Consider the following 24,836-nt stretch of genomic DNA (forward strand, 5'->3'; position numbering starts at 1 on the left):
TACCCCTGACCCTGGGCGCTATGCGTCGGCCTTCGGTCAACGCTCGCGTCCGAGGACGATGCAGGTGTTGAAGCCGCCGAACCCGAAGCTGTTGGACAGCGCGTAACGGATGTCGGCGGCCCGCAGCCTGCCGGGTGCGAGCCGGCAGTCGCGGTTGATCGGATGGCGCAGGTTCAGGTTGGGATGGACGAAGCCGCGGCGCATCTGCACCACGGTCGCGATCGCCTCCACCACGCCGGCCGCGCACATGCAGTGGCCGATCAGCCCCTTGGTGGAGTTGACCCACGGCCGGCCGAAGCTGTCGCCCAGCGCCCTGCGCAGCGCGGCCAGCTCGGCCACGTCGCCGCTGGGCGTCGCCGTGGCGTGGGCGTTGACGTAGTCGATGTCGCGCGGCCCGACGCCCGCGTTGGCCATGGCGTTGACCATGACCTTGGCCTCGCCCTCCTCGCGCGGGTCGGGCAGGCTGTTGGCGTCCAGCTTCAGGTCGTAGCCGCACAGCTCGGCCAGCGCCGGCGCGCCGCGCGCGGCGGCCGAGCGGGCGCTCTCCAGCACGACGCAGCCGGCGCCCTGGCCGGGCACGAACCCCTCGTGCTCCTCGTCGAACGGCCGGCACCTGGCCTGCTGCGGCTCCTCGACGCCGGCGACCGCGCCGAGCGTGGCCAGGCCGCGCTTCTCCATCGGCGACAGGTCGGTCATGGCGCCCACCACCAGGCAGACGTCCACCGCCCCCGACTCCACCAGCCGGCTGCCGTTGATGATGCCGACGTTCCCGCTGGCCGAGGCGCCGCCGACGGTGTAGCCCTCGCCCCTGATGCCGAACACCTGGCTGAGCGTGCCCACCCGGTCGGTGTCCATGAAGTGCAGCGCGAACCTGGCCGGCAGGTGGGCGGGGTTGTCCTCGTACTTGGGGTGCAGGTCGTGGGCGTAGCCGGAGCTGAGGTTGTGCCCGGCCACGACCAGGCCCATCCGCTCGGGGTCGGCCCGCGCCTCGTGCAGCCCGGCCTGCTCGTACGCCTGCATGGCGGCGACCAGGTCCATCTGCAGCGGCTTCGGCGAGCGGTTGGCCGCCCGCAGCGCGTTGCGCACGATCTCCTCGGGCAGGCGGCGGCGGGCCGCCACCGCCTCCCGGAAGCGGAAGCCCTTGACCAGGGCGGCCAGGCGCGGCCCGCCGTCGCCGGGGTCGGGCACCGGCCCGATGCCGCACCGCCCGGCCCGCAGCGCCCTGGTGAACGACGGGACGGTGGAGGCGATCGAGCAGACGATGCCCATGCCGGTGACGACGACCTTCATGAATGCCTCGCCAGCAGGTCCACCAGGGACCGGATGTCGTGCACCTCCTGGAACTCCGACACCGGCACGGTCAGCCCGAGGTCCTCCATGCTCATGGTGACCACGTCGGCCCGGTCGACGCTGTTCGCGCCCAGGTCGGTCAGGGTGCCCTCGGTCGTCACGTCGCCGGGCCGCAGGTCCGGCAGCACCCTCAGGACGTTCTGCTTGACGGTCTCGAAAATCTCCGCATTGGTCATGGTGCCAGCCATTCGTAGGTTCGGTGGTAGTCCTTCGTCCCGGTGTTCACCAGGAGATCGCGGTCGAAGCGGGCGCGGCCGAGCAGATGCTCGTAGGCGTCCACGTCGACCTGCCTGTCCCGCTCCGGCACGAGGCAGGTCAGGGTCTCGGGCAGCAGCGCCGCGTATTCGTCGAAGGCGAGCTCGCAGCGGCCGTCCAGGTGCTCGCCGATCCGCATCGCGGCCAGCGTGCTCGCCGACTCCTCGTCGATCAGGCCGCTGAAGAACTCCGACGAGCAGCCCGAGCCGTAGGAGTAGAGGCCGACCCGGGCCGGGCCGTCCAGGGTGGCGTGGTCGATCAGGCTGGCCAGGGCCAGGTAGACCGAGCCGGAGCAGAGGTTGCCCACCCGCCTGGGGTAGGCGAGCGAGGGCAGCACCCGCCGCTCGAAGTCCTCCTCGACCGACGCCGTGCCGCCGCCCGACTCGCGCATCAGCTTGCGGTGCGCGGCCTTGACCATCCCGGCGAACGGGGTGTGCATGGCCAGGTGGTCGAAGGTGGTGGCGAAGTCGGCGTCCTCGACCCTGGACCGGTAGCCGGCCAGGCAGCTCGTCAGGCAGTCGAGGTAGGCGAACAGCGAGCGGTCGGAGTCGGCGATGTCGAACGTCGGCCCCGGCCGGGCCGAGTCCATCGTCTCGTAGCTGTGGTTGCCGAACGCCCCCAGATCCAGGTCCAGGACACGCGGCCGGTCGCTGATCAGCACGGCCGCCGCCCCGGCGCCCATGGCGGGCTCGGCGTAGGCGGCTCGCTCGTCCACCAGCGCCACGTCCGTCGCGATCACCAGCGCCTTCGCGCCGGGCGAGACGCCCGAGGCGACGTACGCGGCGGCGAGCTGGACGGCCGCCGTGGCCGCGTAGCACGCCTGCTTGACCTCCACGACCCGGCAGCTCCTCGGCAGCCCCAGGTACTCGTGCACGTAGGAGGCCACCGACTTGCTGTAGTCGAGGCCGGACTCGGTGGAGGTGATCAGGATCTCGATCCGGTCGTCGCCGGCGATCGGCCGGGCGGCGTTGACGGCGTTGGTCACCGGGTCCTCGAAGGGCAGGCCGACCGAGCGGTTGCGCATCATCAGGTTGCCCAGGCGCTCGGCGTCGAGCCCGCGCCCCTCGAACAGCTCCGGCACCGGGATCTGGGCCAGGCCGCAGTAGACGTTGAGTGCCTCGATTCCGACGTTCACCTCACACGCTCCCACAGGAAGTCGACCAGGGCGTCGATGCTGGGCACGCCGCCGAAGGAGGACAGCGGCTCGCGCACGCCGAGCCGGTCGAGCACGGCCAGGATGATCTCGACCCGGTCCACGGAGTCCGCGCCCAGGTCCTTCAGGTGCGCCCGGCCGTCGATCTCGACGCCGGGCAGGATCTCGTCGATCGTCTTGTGCACGACGCCCTCGACGTGGTCACGCGTCGTCATCGGTGTCTCCCCTCCTGAGAACTCGCAGGGTGCTGACCGCGATCGTGCGGCCCCGGTCCTCCATGACGAGGTTGACGATCTCCTCGTTCTCGTCCTGCGGCGCCGGCCAGCACTCCAGGCTCACCCGCAGCACCGAGTCGGCGTTCGCGTTGCCCAGGTAGCACAGCCGCTGGTCGAGCACGACCCGCCGGAGGAAGTCGGCGACGCCGATCCCCCGGCTGCACCAGAAGCGCAGCAGCACCCAGTCGACGATCGCGAAGTAGGAGGCGAAGTAGAGCAGGCCCACGCCGTTGAGGTCCCTGGACGGCTCCACCGGGTAGTCGGCGGTGAAAGTGACCGGGTCGTCCGGTTTGCGGGCCAGGAACGTGCCGTTGCTCCTCGCGTGGCCGTAGACCTTCCTCGGCGAGTACGCGCCGGGCAGCGTCGGCAGGTGCTCGTGCCTGAAGTCCACCGGCGACGACTTGACCAGCCCCTCGTTGCTGCCGGGGGCGCTGCGCGAGATCCAGCGGTTGAAGGTCTCGACGTAGATGCAGCCGGGGTCGTCGAAGGCGTAGAAGCGGTCGGGGTCGAGCTCGCCCGCCCGGCCGCCGCCGCGGCCGATCCGGTGCAGGGCCAGCACCGACTCGCTGCCGAAGCCGAACAGCCGGGAGGTGACCTCCAGCTCGTCGCCGAACGTCAGCGCGTTGACGTGCAGGTCGCGGCTGCCCCTGACGTGGAAGTAGTAGAACGACAGGTACGTCGGGTCGCCGGCGGCGTTGCGCGCGTCGAAGGCGTTCGTGCCGCACAGCGCGCTGACCGTGTCCCAGGTCCAGTCGCCGACCTCGCCCATGAACAGCGAGCTGGGCCCGCACATCCCTGGCTTGACCAGCTCGGTCCTGGTCACGGTGCTGTCGTCAATTCTGTTCATCATGGAACTCGCAGATCAGCCGGTTGACGTGGTCGGGGCTGGTGAGCTGCGGGAAGTGACCCGCGTCGGGGATCTCCTCGTACCGGGAGTCGGGGATCAGGGCGTGCAGCAGGTGCGCGGTCTTGGCCGGGATGACGGTGTCGTACCGGCCCTGGACGATCAGCGTGCGCGCCCGGATCTCCGGCAGCCGGTCGCCCAGGTCCGGGCGCTCGGCGAACACGTCCAGGTAGCGCAGGCCGACCTGCGGGGCCATGCTCTCGGCGCGCAGCAGCAGCCGCATCAGGGCCTGCCGCCGCTTGCGCAGCCGCTTGGACCCGCTGCCCTCGATGACCCGGTCGAAGTCCTGGGTGGCCACCACCTCCAGCTTGTCGATGTCGCCGACCCGGTTGCCGATGCGGCAGGAGCTGCCGATCAGGATCAGCGACTCGGTGTCATCGGGGTGGTCGAGCGCGTACGCCAGGGCCACCAGCCCGCCGAACGACGCCCCGGCCACGTGCGCCGGGCCGCCCGCCACGTCGTGGCAGAGCCGGGCCAGGCCGCCGAGCGACAGGTCGGCGGCGGCCGTGGTCGCGCCGACGCCCGGATGGTGCACGCTCGTCACGCGGTAGCGGTGGGCCAGGCCCTCGAACTGGCGGGCGTAGACGCCGGCGCCGACGTTGAACGGGTGCATGAGCAGCAGGGCCGGTCCGGAGCCGGCGCTGAACAGCTCGACGTCGCCGTCCGCGGTGGTGACGATCTCGTGCTCGACGTCGGGGTTGTGCTCGCGCAGGATCGCCAGGTTGGGATTGTCGGGGTTCCTCCGCCTGCCGGCCTCGGCTTTTCGGGCGTCGGCTTTTCGGGCGTCGGCTCTTCGGGTGTCGGTTTCTTGGGTGTCGGTTTCTTGGGTGTCGGGTTTTTGGGCGTCGGTGCTCAGGAGGGCGCCCAGGCGGGCGGCGGCGTCCTTGGCCTCCTCGACGCTCAGGCCGACCGGCACCGCCAGGCGCACCACGCCTTGGCGGCCGAAGTGCGGAGCGCCCCTGATGCCCGTCTCGCGGAAGATGCGCACGTGGTCGGCGTCCTTCAGCAGCACGCAGTGGCCGCCGGGCGGGCCCTCCAGCGCGACGCCCGCCTCCGACAGGCCCTGCCGGAGCGCCGCCACCGCCTCGGTCCGGGCGCGCACCTGCTCGGCCACCGTCTCGCGGTCCTCCAGGGCGGCCGCCATGATCCGGCGGTTGGCCAGGCCGACGTCACTGCCCCAGGTCTCCAGCCGCTCGGCGACCCGCTCGCGCAGGGCGTCGTCGCGGGTGGCGAGCAGGCCGCCGAACGGCACCCCGAAGTCCTTGGACAGGCTGATCGTGGCGCTGTCGGCCAGTTCCAGCAACTCGCCGACGACCTCCCACACGTCCCGGCCGTCCGCGACCGCCACCGCGTTGTCCACCACGCGGGCGCCGTCGATCACCAGCGGGACGCCGTGCCGGGCCGCGGCCTCCTTGACCGCGCGCAGGCTCGCCAGTGAGGTCGGCGCGCCGCCGGCCGCGTTGTTGGCCACCTCCACGCAGACGAACGACACCGGCTCGTCCCCGGCCAGCTCCGCCTCCAGCGCCTCGACGTCGATCTCGGGGCCGCCGGGCAGCTCGACCGGCTTGAAGCCGTTGTCGGCCAGGCTCAGGAACCAGGTCGGGAACAGGCCGTTGTGCAGCACCCGGCCGCGCCGGCCCGGCCACGACCGGCACAGCAGCGCCTCGGCCGCCCGGCCGGAGCCCGTCGGGACGACGAAGGGGAACGGCAGGCCGTCGATCTCCGTGTCCGGGCGGGCGGCCGAGCGTTCCGTCAGGCGCCGCAGCCGCTCGGCGATCCAGGGGGCGTCCAGCTCGGCCCAGGAGTCGGTGATCAGGTCGGTGGTGACGTGGTGGGCGGGGACCCGGGCCGGCTCGCCGCCGTACCGGGCCAGCAGATCCTCCGCGCCCGGCTTTTCCGCAGCCCGCTTGTCTTCGCCCGGCTTGTCCTCTGCCGGGTCGTCTTCAACCGGGTTTCCGGTGGTGGCGGGGCGCAGGTCCGGGTCGGCGATCATGAGGATGATCTCCGAGACCGGCGTGCGGTCCTCGCCCTCCGGCTGGCACAGGTAGATGGGCACGTTCACCGGCCGGAACTTGTTCTTGAACTGGAAGTTCCCCTCGCCGAAGATGCCCGCGGAACGCAGCTCGTCCAGCGCCTGGCGCACGTCCGGGGCGGCGTTGGCCGACTCCTCCGTCTCGACGCCGAAGCTGGCGCCGAAGCTGAACATCGTGCAGCCCTCCTCCACGAGCTGCTCGATGATCTGGACGATCGCGAACTCCAGCCCGCCGAGCGGCATGCCCTTCGGGTAGAACTCGACGTCCAGCAGGTAGCCGTTCTCCGACGGGATCTTCGTGATGACGACGGCGTTGGCCACCTCGTCGTCCAGGTAGGTGACGAAGACGCGGTGCCTGTCGTCCAGGCGGCCCTCCTCGATCTCCCGCCGGACGACCGACACGTACGGGTTGACCATCTGCTTGCGGCCGGCCCACTCGTCCACCAGCCGGGCCAGCCTGCGGTCCATCGCGGGGTCCTCGCCCGAGCGGTACTCGTCCGTCCGGCACTCGCCCGCCTTGCAGAAGCGCCGCACCATGTAGCGCAGGCGTTCCATCCGGCCGCCCTTCAGCGTGAACGAGCCCAGGTCGTCGAGCCGCTGCACGGCGCCGAACGGCGTCGCGCTGTACGGCTCCCCTGCCACCTCGCGCACCGGGAGCAGGGACAGGAAGTTGGGCCGCAGGCCGCGTCCGCGCGCGTAGGCGGTGTACTCCTCGACCAGCTCCTGGAAGTACTCCTCCGAGCCGGCGTAGCTCCAGGCCAGCAGGTTGCCGCCGTTCTCGGAGACGTGCAGGTAGCCCTCGCGCGCCGAGCCGATGAAGGCCAGCGGCGCGATGTCGCGTCCGGCCAGGCCGCCTTCCTTGGCGTGGCGGCGGTCGATGCCGGCCACCAGGTCCCGCAGGTCCGGGTGCCGGTGCAGGTCCCGCTTCAGCAGCACGGCCGGCTCGCCGTCGCGCACCCGCGTCTCGAACGGGGCCGGTCCGTCCGGCTGCTCCGGGAGGCGTACGGACTGCGCGCCGCGCTCGTCGCGCAGGTGCGCGGCCAGGTCGGCGAGCGTGGGGTGGTCGAACAGGAGGGTCTTGCGCAGCGCGCCGACCTGCTTCTCCAGGACGCTCACCACACGCAGCATCTCGAACGAGGTCAGGCCGTTGTCGGCGAAGCTGCGGGCGTCGTCGAACGGGCGCTCGGTGATCGCGCCGACCAGCTCCGCGAGCTGGTCCTCCAGGGCGCCCGCCTTCTCCCGGGCCTTGGCCCGCGCCGGGCCGGGCGCCTGCGCCCGCGCCTGCTCGGACGTGCGGGTGCGCTTGGGGGCGGGTTCTGCGGCCTTCTGCGCGGGTTTCGAGGCCGGTCTCCGAGGCGGTTTCGAGGTCGGTTCGGTGGCGCGCGCTGGGGTGGGTTTCGGCTTACGGGCGGGTTTCGGTTCTTGGGTGGGTTTCGGTTCTTGGGTGGGGGCGGAGTCGGTGATGGCTGATTCGACGGCGCGGGCGAGCCGGTCCACCGTGTCGTACTCGTACAGCTCGGCTGCCTGGAGGTCGAGGGAGAAGGCGGTGTTGATCGCCTTGACCAGTTCCATCCGGAAGATGGAGTCGAGTCCGAGCTCCTCGAAGGGGGTGTCCACGTCCACGCCGGCGGGGTCGGCGTCCAGGATCGTGGAGAGCCGTTCGCGCAGCATCTCCTCCACCCCGGCGGGCCCGCCGGCGCTCCCGGCGGGCGCGACCGGCGTCTCCTCCAGCCGTGCGGCCTCCGCCCGCTCGGCGGGGGCGGGGGCGTCCGGCGTCCGGCCGCCCTTGGCGGCGCGCAGGCGCACCTTCCCGTCGCTGGTCCGCCGCACGACCCCGCCGTCCGAAGGCGCGGCGGACGGCACGGCCCCTGACACGGCTGCCGGGGCGGCGGCCGAGGCGGCGGGAGACGGCTCGGGCGCGGTGAACCAGTGCTCGACGCGGGCGAAGGGCGGGCCGGGCAGCGAGACCCGCACCGGGCGCGGCCCCTGCCACAATCCCTGCCAGTCCACCTCGCTGCCGGAGACCCACGCCTCGGCGAGCTCCTCCGGCCCGGTGCCCCACGGCGCCGGGGCGTCCCTGCGGGCGGTGCCCCTGTGCACGCCCGCCGGTTCGCCGCTCAGCGCCCGTACGGCCTGCTCGCGATCAGTGACCACCACGGCGAGCCGTTCGGACAGGTGGCGGCGTCCGTTCTGGAGGGTCCAGGCGATGCGGTCGAGGCCGATCTCCGGATGTTCCCGGATGTATCGGGCGACGTTCCCCGCGTACTCCTCCAGGGCCTCCCGGCGAGAAGCCGACAGCACCAGGACCCGCGGCTCCCCCGCCTTCTCCGGCGGGACCTCCTGCCGGTACGCCTCCAGCACCACGTGCGCGTTCGTGCCGCCGAAGCCGAACGAGCTGACCCCGGCCACCCGGTCCGGCCCGTCCCACGGCGTGAGCCGCGTGTTGATGGTGAACGGGCTGCCCTCCAGCCGCACGTACGGGTTGGGGCGCTCGTAGTGGATCGTCGGCGGCAGCGCCCCGTGGCGCATGCAGAGCAGCACCTTGAGCAGCCCGGCGATGCCGGCCGCCGCCTCCAGGTGGCCGATGTTGGTCTTCACGGTGGCGAGCGCGACGTGCGGGACGTCCGGCGCGGGCCGCCCGCGGTCGGCGTACAACCGGGCGAACGCCTTCTTCATGCCCTCGATCTCGATCGGGTCGCCGAGCCTGGTGCCGGTGCCGTGCGCCTCGATGTAGGTGACGCGGGCGGGGTCGACGTCCGCCTTGCGGTAGGCGTCGACCAGCACGCGCGCCTGCGCCTCGGGGTTGGGCGCGGTGAGCGAGCTGGCCCGGCCTCCGTGGTTGACCGCGCTGCCCCTGATCACGGCGAGGATCTGGTCGCCGTCCGCCAGCGCCGTCCGCAGCGGCTTGAGCAGGACGGCTCCGCAGCCCTCGCCCCGGCCGTAGCCGTCGGCGCGCTCGTCGAACGTCTTGCAGACGCCGTCCTCGCTGATCATGCCGGACTTGGCGAAGGCGATGTAGAGCCCCGGGCTGAGCGTCAGGTTGACGCCGCCGGCGATGGCCGCGTCGCACTCGCCGTCCTCGATGGCGCGTACCGCGTGGTGCAGGGCGACGAGCGAGCTGGAGCAGGCGGTGTCGACCGCCTCGCTGGGGCCGCGCAGGTCCAGCAGGTGGGAGACGCGGTTGGCCAGGATGCAGTCGGCCACGCCGCTGGCCGTGTGCGCCTCGACCGGCACGCCGTGCTCGCGCAGCAGGTCGTCGTAGTCGCACGCGGACACGCCCGCGAACAGGCCCGTCCTGGTGCCGGCCAGGTCGGCGGGGCGGTATCCGGCGTCCTCGACGGCCCGCCAGACGGTCTGCAGGAACAGCCGCTGCTGCGGGTCCATCATCGCCGCCTCCTTGGGCGAGATGCCGAACAGCGCGGCGTCGAAGGAGCGCACGTCGTCCAGGAAGCCGGCGCGGACGTTCGCCGTCTCGGGGTTCTCGCGCAGCTCGCGCCGGTCCTCGGGGACCGGGCGGGTCAGGTCGCGGCCTTCGGTCAGGTGGCGCCAGAAGTCGTCCAGGTCGGCGGAGCCGGGCAGCATGCCCGCCATGCCGACGATCGCGATGCCGCCCGTCGCGGGGGTGGCCGTCGCGGTCCCGGTCGCTGTGCCGGTCGCTGTGCCGGTCCCAGTGGTCGGTGGGTTGTCTGGGGCGGTCGGGGAGGTCCCGGCGCCGGGCCGTGGGGGCGAGGTCACGGTCTCCGGCGCCGGGCCTGGCTCGGCGTCCTCCTGCCGTCCGGCGGGGGCGGCGAGAGGTTCTGCGGCGGGGGCGGGTGGGGTGGCGGGGGCGGGCGAGCTGGGGGCGGGGGCTGGTGCGGTGTGGGCGGCGGCGATCTCGGCCCGGTGCTCGGCGAGCAGGTGGTCGCAGAAGGTGGCCAGGTCGGTGGCCTCGAAGAGCACGGTCGGCAGCAGGTCGAGCTTGTACCGCTCGTTGACCTGGTCCACCAGCTCGGCCATGGAGATCGAGTCGAACCCCATGTCCATCAGCTCGGCGTCGAGGTCCACGTGCTCCTCGCCCACCAGCAGGAAGCCGGCCGCCGCGCGGCGCAGCTCCGCCCGTACCGCCTCGATCAGATCGTCGTCGGACCCGGTCGTCTCCGTCGCGGACATGGGCTCACTCATCTCCATAACCTCGGATTCGGGGTTCGCGGGCGGCTGGGACCGTTCGGGGGCGGGCTCGGCGGGGCCTTCGACCACGGCGAAGCTCGTCTCGGCTCCGGCCAGCCCTCGGGCGAAGGCGGCGAGCCCGGCGGCGGTGCTCATCGGGACACTGCCCCAGCGGCGTGCGAACAGCCGGCGGGTGGCGTCGTCCACCTTCATGCCGCCGTCCTCCCACAGCGGCCAGCCGACGGCGAGCGTCCTGCCGCGCCCGAGGCGCTCGCGCCGCTCGGCGAAGTGGTTGAGGAAGGCGTTGGCGTAGGCGTAGTCGATCTGCCCGATGTTGCCGGTCTCGGCCGCCACCGACGAGAACAGCGCCAGGAAGTCCAGCGGCTGCCCGCGCAGGGCCTCGTCCAGCAGGACGGTGCCAAGGATCTTGGGCTCCAGCACGGCCCGCGTGTCCTCGGGACGTTTACGCACGGCCCGCGCGTCCCGGTGGATCCCGGCGGCGTGGATGACGCCGTGGAAGGGGCCGTACCGGTCGCGCAGGTCACGCAGGTCGGCGGCCGAGCACACGTCGGCGCGCACGTACACGGCGGGCAGCCCGGCGATCCGGCGCTCGATGTCGCCGCCGGGCTCGGAGCGTCCGGTCAGGACGAGCTTCGCCGCCCCGCGCCCGGCGAGGTAGCGGGCGAACGCCAGCCCGATGGCCCCGGCGCCGCCGGTGATCAGGTACGTGCCGTCCGGCCGGACGTCCAGCGCGGGAGGCGGCGGCTCGTACGGCTCCATGCCCTTCACCAGACGGGCGCCGTCGCGGTAGGCGACCTCGGAGACCCGCTGCTCGGGGGCGGTCCCGGCGGCGGGCGCCCGCAGCTCGGCCGCGACCTGCGCCGGGGTGGCGCCGGTGACGCACACGCCGCTGAACGCCGTGTGCTCCAGGGCCAGCGTCCGCAGGGCGGCGGCCAGGGCGGTGTGGTGCGGCTCGCCCGTCGTGGCGGACACCACCACCCTGAGCGGGCCCCCGTCACGCAGGACGGCGGTGGCCGTGCGCAGCAGGACGTCGAAGGCGGCGGTCCCGGGGAACGGGTCGGAAGGGGCGATCACGACGGCGTCAGGAGCCCGTCCCAGACCGCCGAACTGCCGGGCGGCCTGTTCGGGGGCATCGTCCGGTGGGGAGGCGTCGTCGGGGTGGAGCCGGGTGCCGCCTAGTTCTTCGGCCAGCCGGTCGTCGGCGGTGATCACCAGGAGGGCTTCCGGTTCCCGGGGGCCTTCGGGGAGTGCGGTGGGCGTCCAGCGGGGGCGCAGGTAGGTGCAACGCCCGTCCGCGGCCTCCCCCGCTCCCTGAGCGGACGCCGACCCGGCGGCGAGCTCGGAGCCCGCCCGAGGGGCGGCCGCGTCGGCGTGAGTCGGCTGAAGGGCGGGAGGCCGGGGCGTGCTGCCGGGCTGGTCGCCGGGCCCGCCGGCGGGGGCACCGGCGGTCTGGTCGGTGGGCTTGTGGGCGGGGTCGCCGCTGGTCTGGTTCGTGAGGCGGTCGGTGGGGTGGGTGGTGGTTCGGTCGGTGGGGAGCCAGTAGGGGCGGCGGTCGAAGGGGTAGGGCGGGAGGGTCACGCGACGCGGGTGGGTGGTGGGCCAGTTGGCGGCCCAGTCCACCCGGGCGCCTGCGACCCATCCGGCCCCGAGCCCCTCCGCGCCGCCCTCCGGCGAAGCCTGGCCGACGCCAGCCTTCGGCAGGGCCTGGCCGACGCCCGCCTTCGGCGGAGTCTGGCCAGCCCCGTCCGAAGGCGGAGTCTGGCCAGCGCCCTCCGAAGGCGGAGTCTGGCCGACGCCGTCCGAAGAGGGAGGCTGGCTGGGGCCGGGCTTCGCCGTCCCCACGAGGACGCCTTCTGCCTCGCCGGTGCCGGCGAACGAACGCAACCGGGCGGCGAGCTCGTCCAGGGTGGTTGCCCGGACGGCGAGCCGTTCGGGCAGCTCGGCGCGGCCGACCTGGGTGGTGTAGGCGAGCTCGGCGAGCCCAGCCCGCCCGCTCGCCGCGACGTCGGCGACCTGGCCCGCCATGGCGCGGAGCTGGTCGCGGGTACGCGCCGAGAGCAGGATCACCTGCTCCCCCGCGCCGTCGGGCAGCGCCGGCGCCCCGCCGGTGGGGACGTACTCCTCCAGGACGACGTGCACGTTGGCCCCGCCGGCGCCGAACGAGCTGACCCCCGCCCGGCGCGGGAACGTCTCGCCGTCCAGGAAGGGCCGCCGCCAGTCGGTCAGCCGGTCCGGCGGCCGGAAGGGGGACGCGGCGAAGTCGATCTTGGAGTTGGGCGTCTCCAGGTTCGCGCAGGGAGCCACCTGGCCGTGCTGGAACTGCAGCAGCACCTTGGTCAGCCCGGCGATGCCCGCCGCGCCCTCCAGGTGCCCGATGTTGGCCTTGACGGAGCCGACCATCCGGTCCACGCGGTCCGCGTCCCCGATGTCCTGGGAACCGAAGGCCCTGGTCAGGCTGGCGATCTCGATGGGGTCGCCGAGCGCGGTGCCGGTGCCGTGGGCCTCGACGTACGAGATGGTCCGCGGGTCCAGCCCGGCCCGCCGGACCGCCTCGGAGACCAGGGCAGCCTGGGCGCTCGGATTGGGCACGGTGTACCCCGCGGTCTTCCCCCCGGCGTTGGCGAAGGCGCCCTTGATGACGCCGTAGATCCGGTCGCCGTCGCGTTCGGCGTCGGCCAGGGGCTTGAGCAGCACCGCCCCGACGCCCTCCCCCGGCACGAACCCGTCCGCCGCCTCGTCGAACACCTTGCAGGCGCCGTCGGCGGAGAGCATGTTCAGCGAGCAGAGCGCCACGAAGTGGGCGGGGTGCAGGATCAGGTTCACGCCGCCCGCGATGGCCTGCGCGCACTCGCCGCGCCGCAGGCTCTCGCAGGCGAGCTGGACCGCGGTCAGCGACGACGAGCAGGCCGAGTCGACGGCGAGGCTCGGCCCGCGCAGGTCGAAGAAGTACGACACCCGGTTGGCGATCGACCAGTACGCCGAGTGCGCCCCCGCGAACCTGCCCTCCGGCCAGCCCTCGGCCGCCGCCATGCGCCCGTAGGAGCCGTACATGGTGCCGACGAAGACGCCGGTGCTCGGCTGCCTGGTGTGCTCGCTCAGGTAGCCGGCGTCTTCGAGCAGGGTCCAGGCGGTCTCCAGGAACAGGCGTTCCTGCGGGTCGGTGATCTCGGCGTCGCGCGGCAGGATGCCGAAGAACGGCGCGTCGAACTGCTCCACGCCCTCGATGAAGCCGCCCCACTTGCTGTAGGTGCGCTGCTTGCGTCCGCGTTTGGGGTCGTACAGGGCGTCCAGGTCGAAGCGGTCCGCCTCGGTGATGCAGTTCGCGCCGTTCGCCAGGTTGCTCCAGAAGGCGTCCAGGTCGGGGGAGGCCGGGTAGCGTCCGGTCACCGCGACCACGGCGATGTCGAGGGCCTGCGCGGCGGGCTCGCGGCGCGGCGCGGGCCGCGCCGGCTGCTCCGGCGCGGGTTCCTGGCCCAGGGCCGCGCGCAGGCGCTCGCCGTGCTCGTTCTCCAGGTACGCGGCCAGCTCCTCGATCGTCAGGTTCTCGAACAGCAGGGTGGACGGCAGCGGCCCGAGATCCTGCTCGAACCGGTGGATGACGTTCTGGCTCACCAGCGAGTCGATGCCGAACGTCTCGAACGTGGCGCGCTCGTCCAGGTCGGTCGTCCCGTACTTGAGCACCTCGGCGAACACCCGCTTGACGTAGCCGCGGGCGCCGGTGCCGGTGGCTGTGGCGGGGGCGGTCTCGCCCACCAGGACGCACTGGTCGAGCTCGGCGACGGGCGTGCCGGGGATGCCCAGGGTGCGGGTGGGGGTGAGACCGGCGGCCCGGAACGCCCGCTGCCATTGCGGCGCGCCGAGCAGCGGGCTGTGCGGCAGGCGCAGCTCCTCGTCGGTGAAGCGCCACCAGCCCGGGGTCAGCCCGAACGTGAGGGTCAGGAAGTCGGCCGCCCTGGTCACCTCGTTGACCAGCAGCCGGCCGCCGGGACGCAGCAGCGCGGCGGCGTTGCGCAGCGTCCGGCCGACGTCGGCGGTGGCGTGCAGGACGTTCGTGGCCAGCACGACGTCGTAGGACCCGGGTTCGAAGCCCTGCTCGGCCGGGTCGCGTTCCACGTCGAAGAGGGCGAGGACGAGGTCCGGGCGGCGCGCGCCGAACTCCCGCTCGCCGTGGCGCAGGAACCCGGGCGAGACGTCGGTGTAGGTGTACTCGACGTCCTGGCCTTCGAGAGCGTCAAGCACGAAGCCGGTGCTCGCGCCCGTACCGGCGCCGATCTCCAGGACGCGGCGGGGGCCGCCGCGGGCGACCTCCCCGGCCAGCAGCCGGTTGAAGTGGTCCGAGACCGCCTGCCCCTTGTAGACCTGCTCGACCAGGCTCATCGAGCCGCCGGGGAACAGCACCTCCATGGGGTCGCGCTCGCCCGCCAGCACGCCGGGCAGCGCCTCGACGCAGGCGGTCAGCAGCTTGACGTGCGGCTCCAGGTCGGGGAAGCGGGCCAGCACGTCCGCCGGCGACGTCTGCGGCGCGGGCCCGTCCAGCAGGTCGAGCACGGCGGCGTGCAGCCGTCCGCGGTCGGCGCGCACGTTCTCGACGGCCCTGACCCGGTCGGCCGACCGGTGCAGCAGCCCGCGGGCCAGGTCGTCCAGCGCGGCGAACGCCGTCCGCGCCCGTTCCAGCTCCCCGTGCTCGGTGGCGGCGTCCGGGGTGCGGACGCCGATGTGGGCCAGGCCCTTCGGCTCCGCCTTGACGACGAGCGCCTGCCGCGCCCCCGAGCCCAGGACGGACGCCAGCGCCGCCATGCCCTCCTCCGGCTCGATCGAGCCGATGCCCAGCTCGGCGAACCGGCTGTCGTAGCCGCCGCCGGAGACCGCGCCGACGCTGCCCCAGTAGCCCCAGTTGATCACGCTGACGGGCCGGTCGGGCAGGCTCAGCGCGTAGGCGTCCTCGAACGTGCTGGCGGCCGCGTAGTTCGCCTGGCCGCCCACCTCGACGAACGAGGCCGCCGAGGAGAAGTAGGCCAGGAAGTCCAGCGGCAGGCCCGCCAGCGCCTCGGCGAAGACGGCGGCGCCGGCCACCTTGGGCGCGAGCACCTGGGCGAACGCGTCGTCGTCCATGTTGGCGAGCGTCATGTCGCGCAGCACCAGGGCGGCGTGGAAGGCGCCGTGGAGCTCGCCGAACCGCTGCCGCGCCGCCTCGACGGCCCTGCCGAACGCGGCCCGGTCGGCCACGTCGGCCCGCAGGTACACGGCCTGGCCGCCGAGCGACTCGATCTCGGCCAGTTGCTCCCGGATCTCGGGGCTGATCTCGCGCCGCCCGACCAGGGCCAGCCGCGCCCCCGCAGTGGCGGCCAGCTGCCTGCTCAGGGTGCGTCCGAGGCCGCCGGTCCCGCCCACGATCAGGTAGGCCCCGCCGTCCCGGTACGGGCTGTGGCCGGCGGTCAGGGGCAGGGGTTCCAGGGTGCGGAGGTGGCGGTGGCCGTCGCGGAGGGCGACCAGCTCGTCGGCGCAGCTCTCGGCGCGTACCAGGCGGGCGAGGTCGGCGGTGGGCTGCGGCGCGGCGCCGACGTCGATGACGGCGACGGTCCAGTGCGGGTGCTCGGCGGCCACCGCCCTGGTCAGGCCGATCACGCCGGCCGCATGCGGGACGATCTCCTCGTCCCCCGTCACCCGCACGGCTCCGGCGACGATCACCTTCACCGTGGGGCTCCAGCCGCCGCGCCCCTGCTCGGAGAGCTGCTTGACCAGGCGGAACACGTCGTGGGTGGTTCGGTCGTCGGCGGGCGGGACGTTCCGGTCGGGCAGGGCGAGGACGTACACGGTGTCGTAGTCGTACCGTCCGTCCGGCGGGGCGGGGGCGGTGAGTGGCGCCAGGCGGCCGTCCTCGTGGGTGTCCAGGAGGGCGCGGGCCAGCGGCTCGGCGGCGGGGGTGTGCAGCACGAGCGCCCGCCCGCCACCCGCGCCTGGCCCGGCGGTGGATTCGGTGGCGGGCTGGGTTCGGCGCCAGACGGGGGCGAAGGTCATGCCGTCCGCCGGGCGGGCCGGGCGGCGGGTGCGCAGGACGAGCCCGCGGAACTCGGCCCTGACCTGCCCTGTGGCGTCGGCGAGGCGGACCGTGTACCCGTCCCGGCCCTCGTCGGTCACGTGGGCGTGGGCGGGGCCGGTGATCGGGCCGTCCAGCTCGGCCGACTCCACGCTGAAAGGCATCGCGGGCTCACCGTCCTCGGGACGCAGCGCCGCGACGGTCTGGAGCGCGCCGTCCAGCAGCGCCTCCCAGCCCGCGCCGTCGCGCAGGACGCCCAGCGCCTCGCCGTCGCCGACGCGGACCTCGCGCAGCACCCGGAACCCGGGTCCGTAGTGCAGCCCGGCGCGGTCGAAGGAGCGGTAGAGGTCGTCGGCCGGACGGCTGTCCGCGCAACGGGCCTCGACCTCGGCGACGTCCAGCCGCCCGAGTGGGCCGTGGCCGGTCCGCAGGGTGCCGCGGGCGTGCCCGTCCAGCTCGAAGCCGCCGTCGTCGCGCACGAGCACGTCCAGGGGGCGGGCCTCGCGCACCTCGAACGGGCGCAGCCACCGTACCCGCTCGAAGCGCACCGGACCGGACAGGCCGCCGCGCTCGGCGGCGATCGTCAGGAGGGCCACGCCGGGCAGCACGGGCGTGCCGCCGATCCGGTGGTCGGCGACCAACCGGTCGGCGGGGCGGATCGACGTCCCGGGGGCGGGGCCGGTCGGGTGGTCGGCGGGGCGGATCGACGTCCTAGGGGCGGGGCCGGCCGGGTGGTCGGCGGGGCGGGTCCGTGGCCCGGGGGTGGGGCCGGTGGGGTGGTCGTCGTCGCCGCCTATCCAGTGGCGGCGGTCGTCGGCGAACGGGTAGCCCGGCAGTGGCACCCGCCGCCCGCCCGCCGTCAGGTCGTCCCAGGGAAGTTCGTCGCCGCCGGTGTACCGCTCGGCGAGGCGTGCCGCCTCGCCGCGTGCCGGGCGGGCGCCGTCGCGCAGCTGTGCGCGCAGGTCGGCGAGGTCCCCGGCCACGTACGCGCACCGGGCCCCGGCCAGGTGCGGCCTGCCGACGGCGAGCGTGCGGGCGACGTCGCGCACGTCCAGCTCGGGGTGGGCGTCGAGGTGACCGGCCAGGCCGGTGCGCAGCCGGGCCAGTGCCTGCTCGTCCGACGCCGACAGGGGCACGACGACGTCCTCGCGGCCGCCGGCCCGCAGTTGGCGGGAGGGCGGCTCACCGGCCCGCAGTTGGCGGGAGGGCGGCTCGGCGGGCCGCGGTTCGCGGGAGGGCGGCTCGGCGACGACGACGTGGCAGTTCGTCCCGCTGAAGCCGAAGCTGCTCACCGCCGCGACCCGCTCGCCGGAGCGGCCGGGCGTCCAGGGCGACAGCTCCGTGACCACCTCGAGCGCGCCGTCCGCGAAGTCGATCTTCGGGTTGGCCCGGACGAACCCCGGCGACGGCGGCAACTGCCGGTGCCGCAACGCCAGCAGCGTCTTGAGCAGCCCGCCGATTCCGGCCGCCATGGTGGTGTGGCCGACGTTCGCCTTGAGCGAGCCGATGCGGCACGGGCGCTCGCGGTCCGCGCCGAACACCTTCGCCAGCGCCTTGACCTCGATCGGGTCGCCCAGCTCTGTCCCGGTGCCGTGCGTCTCGACGTAGTCCACCGCGCCGGGACGGATCCCGGCCCGCCGGTGCACCTCGGCCAGCAGTTCCGCCTGGGAGGACGCGCTGGGCGCGGTGATGCCGTTGCTCGCGCCGTCGCCGTTGACGCCGCTGGCCCGGATGACGCCGTGGACGTGGTCGCCGTCCGCCAGCGCCCGGTCCAGCCGCTTCAGCACGACCACGCCGACGCCCTCGCCCAGCACGATGCCGTCGGCCGACTCGTCGAAGGGCGCGCAGGTGCCGGTCGGCGAGAGCATCCCGGCCTTGCTGCACCAGATGTGCATCCGCGGGGTGTTCATCACCGCCACCCCACCCGCGACCGCCGCCTCGCACTCGCCGCGCCGGATGCTCTCGCAGGCCAGGTGCACGGCCACCAGCGAGGACGAGCACGCGGTGTCCACGGCCATGGTCGGCCCGCCGAAGTCCAGCAGGTACGCGATCCGCGCGGGCAGCACCGAGGAGGCGTTGCCGAGGAAGGCGTGCCCGGTGTCGTCGCGTCCGGCCGCCGCGAGCAGGCCGGCGTAGTCGCCCGCGCCGCAGCCGACGAAGCAGCCCCACGGCCTGCGGCCGGACCTGGCGGCGTAGCCGGCGTCCTCCAGGGCGTGCCACGCCTCCTGGAGGAACAGCCGCTGCTGCGGGTCCATCGTCTCGGCCTCAAGGGGCGAGATGTTGAAGAAGGCCGCGTCGAAGGCGTCGACGTCGGTGAGCATGGCGGCCCACTTGCTGTACGTCCGGCCCGGCGCCATGCGGTCGGCGTCGTACACCCGCGACACGTCGAACCGCTCGGGGGGCACCTCGCGGATGCTGCACCGGCCGTCCGCCAGGTTCCGCCAGAACGTCCGGAGGTCGGGCGCGTCCGGGAACCGCCCGGCCATGCCGATGACGGCGATGTCCCCCTCCCGGGCGGGCGTCTCCTCCCGGGCCGACGGCTCCTCACGGGTGGAGGGCTCCTCACGGGTGGAGGGCTCCTCACGGGTGGAGGGCTCGGCTGAGGGTCGCACCGTCTCCAGGGTGACCGTGCCGGTGCGCGCGGGCGGCTGGGCGGCCGTGGTGTCCGGCTCGGCGCGGTCGCCGTCCAGCGAGGGCAGCCGGACCTGGCCCGCCTCCGGTTCGCCCGGTTCGGGGGTCTCGTCACGCTCGGCGGGGGTGGGTTGCCGCGGTACGAAAGGCCGCTCCTCCGGGACCTGCTGCTCGGGGGCGGGACGCGGCGGGGGCACGGTCACCCCGTCGGCGGCCACGGCCTCCCGCACGGCCTCCACCAGCGCGGGGACGGTCGGATGGTCGTAGACGGCGACGGAGTCCAGGTCGAGCCCGAAGCTCCGGTTCAGGTCCCGGACGATCTCCACGGCGCCGATCGAGTCCAGCCCCATCTCGCTGAAGCTCAGCGAGTCGTCCACCTCGTGGGGCTGGAGGTAGAGGTGGCTCATGAGCGTGCCCTCGATGACCCCCCGCACCTCCCCCGCCTCAGGGCCGTCCGCGACGTTCCCTGCTGCGGAGGTTCTTGCCTCAGGGGACCCCTTCTCGGGGGACCCCTTCTCGACGGAGCCTGCGTCGGTGGACCGCTTCTCGGCGGCGCCCGCCTTCGGGGCTTCGGCCTTCGGGGCTTCGGCCTTCGGGGCTTCGGCCTTCGGGGCTTCGGCCTTCGGGGTGTCGGCCTTCGGGGTGTCGGCCTTCGGGGTGTCGGCCTTCGGGGTGTCGGCTCTGAAGGTGTCCACCTTGGCGAAGTAGTCGTCGACGCGGGCCAGCGACTCCTCCCCCAGCACGCGCTCGTGCATCCCCGACTCTCCCGCGATGACGCCGGTCAGCCGGTCGAGCACCCGTCCGGCCAGCTCGGACTTGAGCGCCCGCAGGGCGGGCAGCGGCAGCGCGGCGATCGAGCGGGCGTGCCTGAGCGCCGCCTTCAGCACGGCGTTCTGCGGCAGGACGGTCACCCCGGCCCCCCGCCGGGCCAGCTCCTCACCCGTGACGGACCGGCCGGTGTAGAGCATCTCGTGCGCCGCCGACCGGCCGAGCCGCTCCTCCAGGATGTACGTCGCGCCCATCCCGGGCGTGAAGCCGAACTTCATGAAGTTGGCGCTGTAGACGCCCTCGGCCGCCATGATGACGAGGTCGGCGAACAGCCCGAAGGCCAGCCCGCCGCCCGACGCGTGCCCCTGGACGGCGGCGATGACCGGCCGGTCGCACCGCAGCAGCCCCTCGTACAGGAAGGGCACGTCGGTGAAGCGTCCCTCGCCGCCCGCGAGGGTGCGCAGGGCCTCCGGGGTGGCGCCCATGCTGAAGACGTTGCCGCTGCCGGTGAGCACGACCGCCTTGACGTCCTCGCGCCCGGCGATCTCGGCGAACGCGGCCTGGAGGTCGTCGATCAGCTCCCTGGTGAACATGGACGCCCCGGACCCCATCACCACCAGCGCCACCCCTTCGGGCAGCACCTCGAACCGCAGCCCTTCCCCGTCCGGCACGAGCTCCACGACCTGCTCCTCCGGCGTCTCCACGGCGGGCGGCCCGACGGGCGACTCGGCAGGCGACTCGATGGGAGCCTGGGCAGGCGGCTCGGCGGGTGGCTGGGCAGGCGGCTCGGCGGGTGGCTGGGCAGGCGGCTCGGCGGCCGTGGTGGCGCGTTGCCAGCGGCCGAGCCAGCAGCTCTCCTCCTGGAACGGGTAGACCGGCAGCGACACCAGCCGCCCGCCGTCGTGGCACTCGCGCCACGGCACCTCGGCTCCTCCGGCCCAGGCGGCCGCCACCTCTTCCAGCCGTCCGTCCCGGAACAGCCGGACGCACTCCGCCGCCGACGGCGTCCCCTCCTCGCCGCCGGAGCCGGTGGTGCCCCCGGAGCCGGTGAAGACGCCGGGGCCCGGGTTCGCGCCGGCCGCGTACGCCTCCAGCCCGTCCCGCAGCTCGGCCACGTCGTTCACGACGAGCGCCAGCCGCTCGGCCATGCCGGTCCGTCCGACCTGCGAGGTGTAGGCGAGGTCGGCCAGATACGTGCCGGGGCCGGCCAGGTCGGCGACGGTGTCGTCCAGCGACAGGCCCGGTCCGAGCTGGATCAGCGCGGCCGGGTCGAGGCCGAGGTCGCCCAGCGAGTCGGCGGGGTCGAGCTGGTCGGCGGGGATGCCGAGCAGCGCGGCCACCCGTTCGACGCCGCCCCGGGAGCCCCCCGGAGAGCCTGCCGGGGAGCCTGCCGAGGAGCCTGCCGGGGAGCCGTCCGCCGTGGCGGTCTCGGCCAGGAAGCGGGTCCAGGCGCGGGCGTAGTCGCGCAGCGCCTCGGGCGTACGGGCGGAGAGCACGACCAGGCAGGGCCCGTCCGCGCCCGGCCCGGGAGCGGGCTCGGGCGCCTCCTCGACCAGGACGTGCGCGTTCGTGCCGCCCGCGCCGAACGCGCTGACCCCGGCCCGCCGGGGTGTGCCGTCCGGGCTGGTCCAGGGTTCGAGCGCGCGCTGCACGTGGAAGGGCGTGGCGGCGAAGTCGATCTTCGGGTTGAGCTCGTCGGCGTGCAGGGACGGCACCAGTTGCCCGTGCTGGAGCTGGAGCAGCACCTTGGTCAGCCCGGCGATCCCGGCCGCGCCCTCCAGGTGGCCGATGTTGGACTTGACCGAGCCGATCGCGCAGTCGGCGTCCGCCGGCAGGGCCTGGCGCATGCCCTCGACCTCGATCGGGTCGCCGAGCGAGGTGCCGGTGCCGTGCGCCTCGATGTAGCCGATGCTCGCCGGGTCCCAGCCGGACCTGCGGATCGCCGTGCCGATGAGCTGGGCCTGCGAGCGCGGGCTGGGGACCGTCGCGCCGCTGGTCCGGCCGGTGTGGTTGACGGCGGTGGCGGCGATGACGCCGTAGACGTGGTCGCCGTCCGCCCTGGCCTGCGAGAGCGGCCTGAGCAGCACGGCCCCGACGCCCTCGCCGGGCACGTACCCGCTGCCGCCGGCGCCGAAGGCGCGGCACCGTCCGTCCTCCGACAGCCAGTGTCCCTGGGCGAGTTGCAGGTACTTCTGCGGGTGGACGGTCGCGTTCACGCCGCCGGCCAGGGCGAGGTCGCACTCGCCGCGCCGCAGGCTCTCGACGGCCAGGTGGACGGCGGTCAGCGAGGAGGAGCAGGCGGTGTCCAGCGCGATGCTCGGGCCGTGCAGGTCGAGGGTGTAGGAGACGCGGTTGGCGATGGAGGCGTGCATGGCCGTGGGGGCGACGCCGCCCTCCCCGCCCTCGACGAGCTGGTAGTGGTTCCACATGACGCCCGCGAACACGCCGACGTTCTGCGCCGACAGCGACTCCGGCGGGTGGCCGGCGTCCTCCAGCGCGTGCCAGCAGGTCTGGAGGAACAGCCGTTCCTGCGGGTCCATGCGTTCGGCGTCGCGGCGGGAGATGCCGAAGAAAGCGGGGTCGAAGCGGTCGACGCCGTCGAGGAAGCCGCCCCACTTGCCGTACGTCCTGCCGCGGGCGCCCTTCTCGGGGTCGTAGATCTCGTCGTGGTTCCAGCGGCCGTCCGGGATCTCCTCGATGCAGTCGCGTCCCTCGGCCAGGTTGCGCCAGAAGGCGCGCAGGTCGGGGGCCTGCGGGTAACGTCCGGCCAGCCCGACGACCGCGATGGGCTCGTCGCCGCGCACCCCGCCGGGCTCGCCGCCGCCCATCGGCCGCGCCTGCGCGCGGGGCGTGGCGGGCGCGGGCCGGGAGGCCGGGCGGGGCGACGGTTGCGGCGGGGCGGGCGGCAGCAGCGCCGGGATGCGGTCCGCGTCGCCGTGCAGCACCGTCAGGACGTCCTCGGTCCCGCTCAGGGCGCGGTCGAACACGTCGAGGGCGGCCTCGGTGGGCAGCGGGACCATCCCGGTGGCCGTGCGGGCGCGCTCGATCGTCTCCGGCCCGACCCGCATCCCGCCCTCGGCCCAGTACGGCCACGCGACCGCCAGGGTCCGGCCCGGCCGGTCCCGCCGCGCCGCCCGCCGCCGGGCGAACTCCTCCAGGTACGCGTTCGCGAAGGCGTAGTCGGCCTGCCCCGGGTTGGCCAGCGACGCCGACACCGACGAGAACACTACGAAGCAGTCCAGATCGTCGTCCTTGGTGGCGGCGTCCAGGTGGCGCACGCTCAGGGCCTTGGCCGCCACCACGGCCTCGATGTCGGCGGCCCGCTTGCCCGGGTAGAGCCCGTCGCGGTTGACGCCCGCGCAGTGGACGACGCCGTCGATGCGTCCGTGACGCGCCCGGACCGTGGCGAGGGCGCGCTCGACCTGGTCGAGGTCGGTCAGGTCGGCGGAGATCTCCGCGTTCCTGCTGACGGGCACGGCGGTGGCCTGGTGGCGGCGTTCCAGGTGCTCGGCGAGGAGGCGGCCGATGCCGCCCGTCCCGCCGGCGATCACGTACACGCCGCCCTTCCTGATCGCGACGCGCCCGCCAAGCTCGCCGGGCTCGCCAGGCTTGGACGGTTCGCCAGGCTTGGACGGTTCGCCGGGCTTGGACGGCTCGCCCGGCTCGGCCGGGAGCCAGCGGCGCACCAGGCGTTCGCCGCGCTCGTAGCGGATCTCGGGCTCGGCGGAGGCGTCCCGCAGCACGTCGGCGGAGGCCGGGACGTCGGCGGAGGCGGTGGAAGGGGCAGGGGCAGGGGCAGTGGCGGGGTCCAGGCGGATGCTGCGGCAGCGGATCAGCGGGGTCTCGGCGGTGATCGTCCTGGCCAGCGCGCCGACGGCCTCGTGGGCGGGGTCGTCGCCGGTGTGGGCGTAGGTGAGGGTGACCGGTCGCTCCGGCTTCGCGGCGAGGACGGCCTTCGCCGTCTCCCAGACGGCCAGGCACGGGTCGGCCGGCTCCCCCGGCGTGGCCCGGAGCACCAGGTGCCGGGAGCCGTCGTACCGGGCGCCGGGGGTGATCTCGCGGTACTCGCCGGGGTCGTCGCCGTCCTCGGGGAGCGGCACCCACACGTCGCGGAAGCAGCGCGTCTCGCCCGGCTCGGGCTCCGGCCTCCCCGGGGTGAGGTCGTAGGCGGAGGACAGGTGGGCGGCGAGGCTGTCGATGTCTCCGTACTCGAACAGCAGGGTCGGGTAGAGCCGCCGCCCGACGATCTTCTCCAGCCGTTCGCTGATGTCCACGAGCGTGACCGAGTCCAGGCCGAGGTCGTAGAAGCCGGTCCCGGTGGGCACCTCGCCGGGCTGGCGGCCGAGCGGCCCGGCGACGAGCTCGCGCAGGCGGCCCACCAGGTCGCCGGAGCCGTTGTGGCCGGTGGCGGACGGCTGCTCCGGGCGTGCCGGGTCGTCGAGCAGCCGCTCGATCAGCCGCGGCGACCTGATGCGCTTGCACGACAGCCCGCCGAACCCGGCGACGAAGCGCCCCCGCTCGTCGTAGAGGCCGAAGTCGTTGGTGATCACGTCGCCGGACGGCGCGATGCTCTCCGGGCGCGGCGCGTACACGTGGAAGGCCGCGCCGAGCCGCCGGGGCGCGCGGAACTCTGCGATGTAGACCGGGATGAACGGCTCCCGCCCCGACGCCTGGGTCTGGCCGAGCCCGGCCAGGGTGGCCGCGTCCAGGCGGGCGGGGTGCAGGTGGAAGCCCTCGTGGCCGGGGGCGGGCGAGTCCTGCCGCAGCTCGGCGAGCAGGTAGCCGTCGCCGTGGTGCAGCCGTCCCGCGCATTTCATCGGGGCGCCGTGGCTGATGTCCTCGGCCCTGGCGCGGGCGTACAGGTCCTCCATGTCGCCGTGCCGCCGGGCGCCGCGGCGCAGGGCGTCCAGGTCGATCGGGCCGGGTTCGGGGCCGTTCGGCGTGCCCACCTTGCCGGTGAAGTTCCGCCGCCAGCCGGACAGCGGCGTCCCGTCCCTGCTCCAGCGGCTCTCCGCCCGCACGTCGGAGCCGTCGACGGTGACGCGGATCTCCCGGTCGGCCTCCGGCTTGGTGACGATCGCCTCGGTGAACAGCACCTCGCGCAGGACGATCTCCCCGGGGTCGCGCCCGGTCGCCATCAGCGTGCGGAACACCAGATCGAGGAACGTCACCCCGGGCATGACGGACACGTCGTGCACCCGGTGGTTCCGCATGATGAAGTCGGTGTGCTTCAGCGTGGTGTGACACTCGATCGCGGGCATGGA

General features: G+C 74.1%; 6 protein-coding genes. All 6 read right to left on the bottom strand.

Annotation, left to right across the window (positions count from 1 at the left end; genetic code table 11):
• Positions 1-36: 36 nt before the first annotated feature.
• Genes ACIBQ8_RS42535 through ACIBQ8_RS42560 form a run of 6 tightly spaced genes read right to left on the bottom strand, consistent with a single transcriptional unit; the run spans position 37 to position 24,833 of the window.
• On the bottom strand, positions 37-1,290 hold the full coding sequence (locus ACIBQ8_RS42535; protein ID WP_397170831.1) for a beta-ketoacyl synthase N-terminal-like domain-containing protein: 1,254 nt from the start codon (positions 1,288-1,290) through the stop codon (positions 37-39).
• Complete coding sequence (locus tag ACIBQ8_RS42540) at positions 1,287-1,526, bottom strand: phosphopantetheine-binding protein (RefSeq protein ID WP_358298245.1); 240 nt, start codon at positions 1,524-1,526, stop codon at positions 1,287-1,289. The genes ACIBQ8_RS42535 and ACIBQ8_RS42540 overlap by 4 nt, the downstream gene beginning before the upstream one ends.
• A complete protein-coding gene (locus ACIBQ8_RS42545; protein WP_397170830.1) occupies positions 1,523-2,740 on the bottom strand; it encodes a hydroxymethylglutaryl-CoA synthase family protein in 1,218 nt (405 codons plus the stop codon). The genes ACIBQ8_RS42540 and ACIBQ8_RS42545 overlap by 4 nt, the downstream gene beginning before the upstream one ends.
• Positions 2,737-2,973 carry a phosphopantetheine-binding protein gene (locus ACIBQ8_RS42550; protein WP_397170829.1) on the bottom strand — a complete coding sequence of 79 codons (237 nt, stop codon included), beginning with the start codon at positions 2,971-2,973 and terminating at the stop codon, positions 2,737-2,739. Before ACIBQ8_RS42550 ends, ACIBQ8_RS42545 begins: the two co-directional genes overlap by 4 nt.
• On the bottom strand, positions 2,960-3,883 hold the full coding sequence (locus ACIBQ8_RS42555; protein WP_397194950.1) for an LnmK family bifunctional acyltransferase/decarboxylase: 924 nt from the start codon (positions 3,881-3,883) through the stop codon (positions 2,960-2,962). Before ACIBQ8_RS42555 ends, ACIBQ8_RS42550 begins: the two co-directional genes overlap by 14 nt.
• The gene (locus tag ACIBQ8_RS42560) at positions 3,867-24,833 is read right to left on the bottom strand and encodes an SDR family NAD(P)-dependent oxidoreductase (RefSeq protein WP_397194951.1); all 20,967 of its coding nucleotides are present in this window, start codon (positions 24,831-24,833) and stop codon (positions 3,867-3,869) included. Before ACIBQ8_RS42560 ends, ACIBQ8_RS42555 begins: the two co-directional genes overlap by 17 nt.
• Positions 24,834-24,836: the final 3 nt, after the last annotated feature.

This window comes from Nonomuraea sp. NPDC049646, from assembly GCF_044465525.1.
Classification (GTDB): Bacteria; Actinomycetota; Actinomycetes; order Streptosporangiales; family Streptosporangiaceae; genus Nonomuraea.

Coding starts and splice junctions, on each gene's coding strand:
- ACIBQ8_RS42535 (WP_397170831.1), bottom strand. CDS start 1,290: ATGAAGGTCGTCGTCACCGGCATGGGCATCGTCTGCTCGATCGCCTCC.
- ACIBQ8_RS42540 (WP_358298245.1), bottom strand. CDS start 1,526: ATGACCAATGCGGAGATTTTCGAGACCGTCAAGCAGAACGTCCTGAGG.
- ACIBQ8_RS42550 (WP_397170829.1), bottom strand. CDS start 2,973: ATGACGACGCGTGACCACGTCGAGGGCGTCGTGCACAAGACGATCGAC.
- ACIBQ8_RS42555 (WP_397194950.1), bottom strand. CDS start 3,883: ATGATGAACAGAATTGACGACAGCACCGTGACCAGGACCGAGCTGGTC.
- ACIBQ8_RS42560 (WP_397194951.1), bottom strand. CDS start 24,833: ATGCCCGCGATCGAGTGTCACACCACGCTGAAGCACACCGACTTCATC.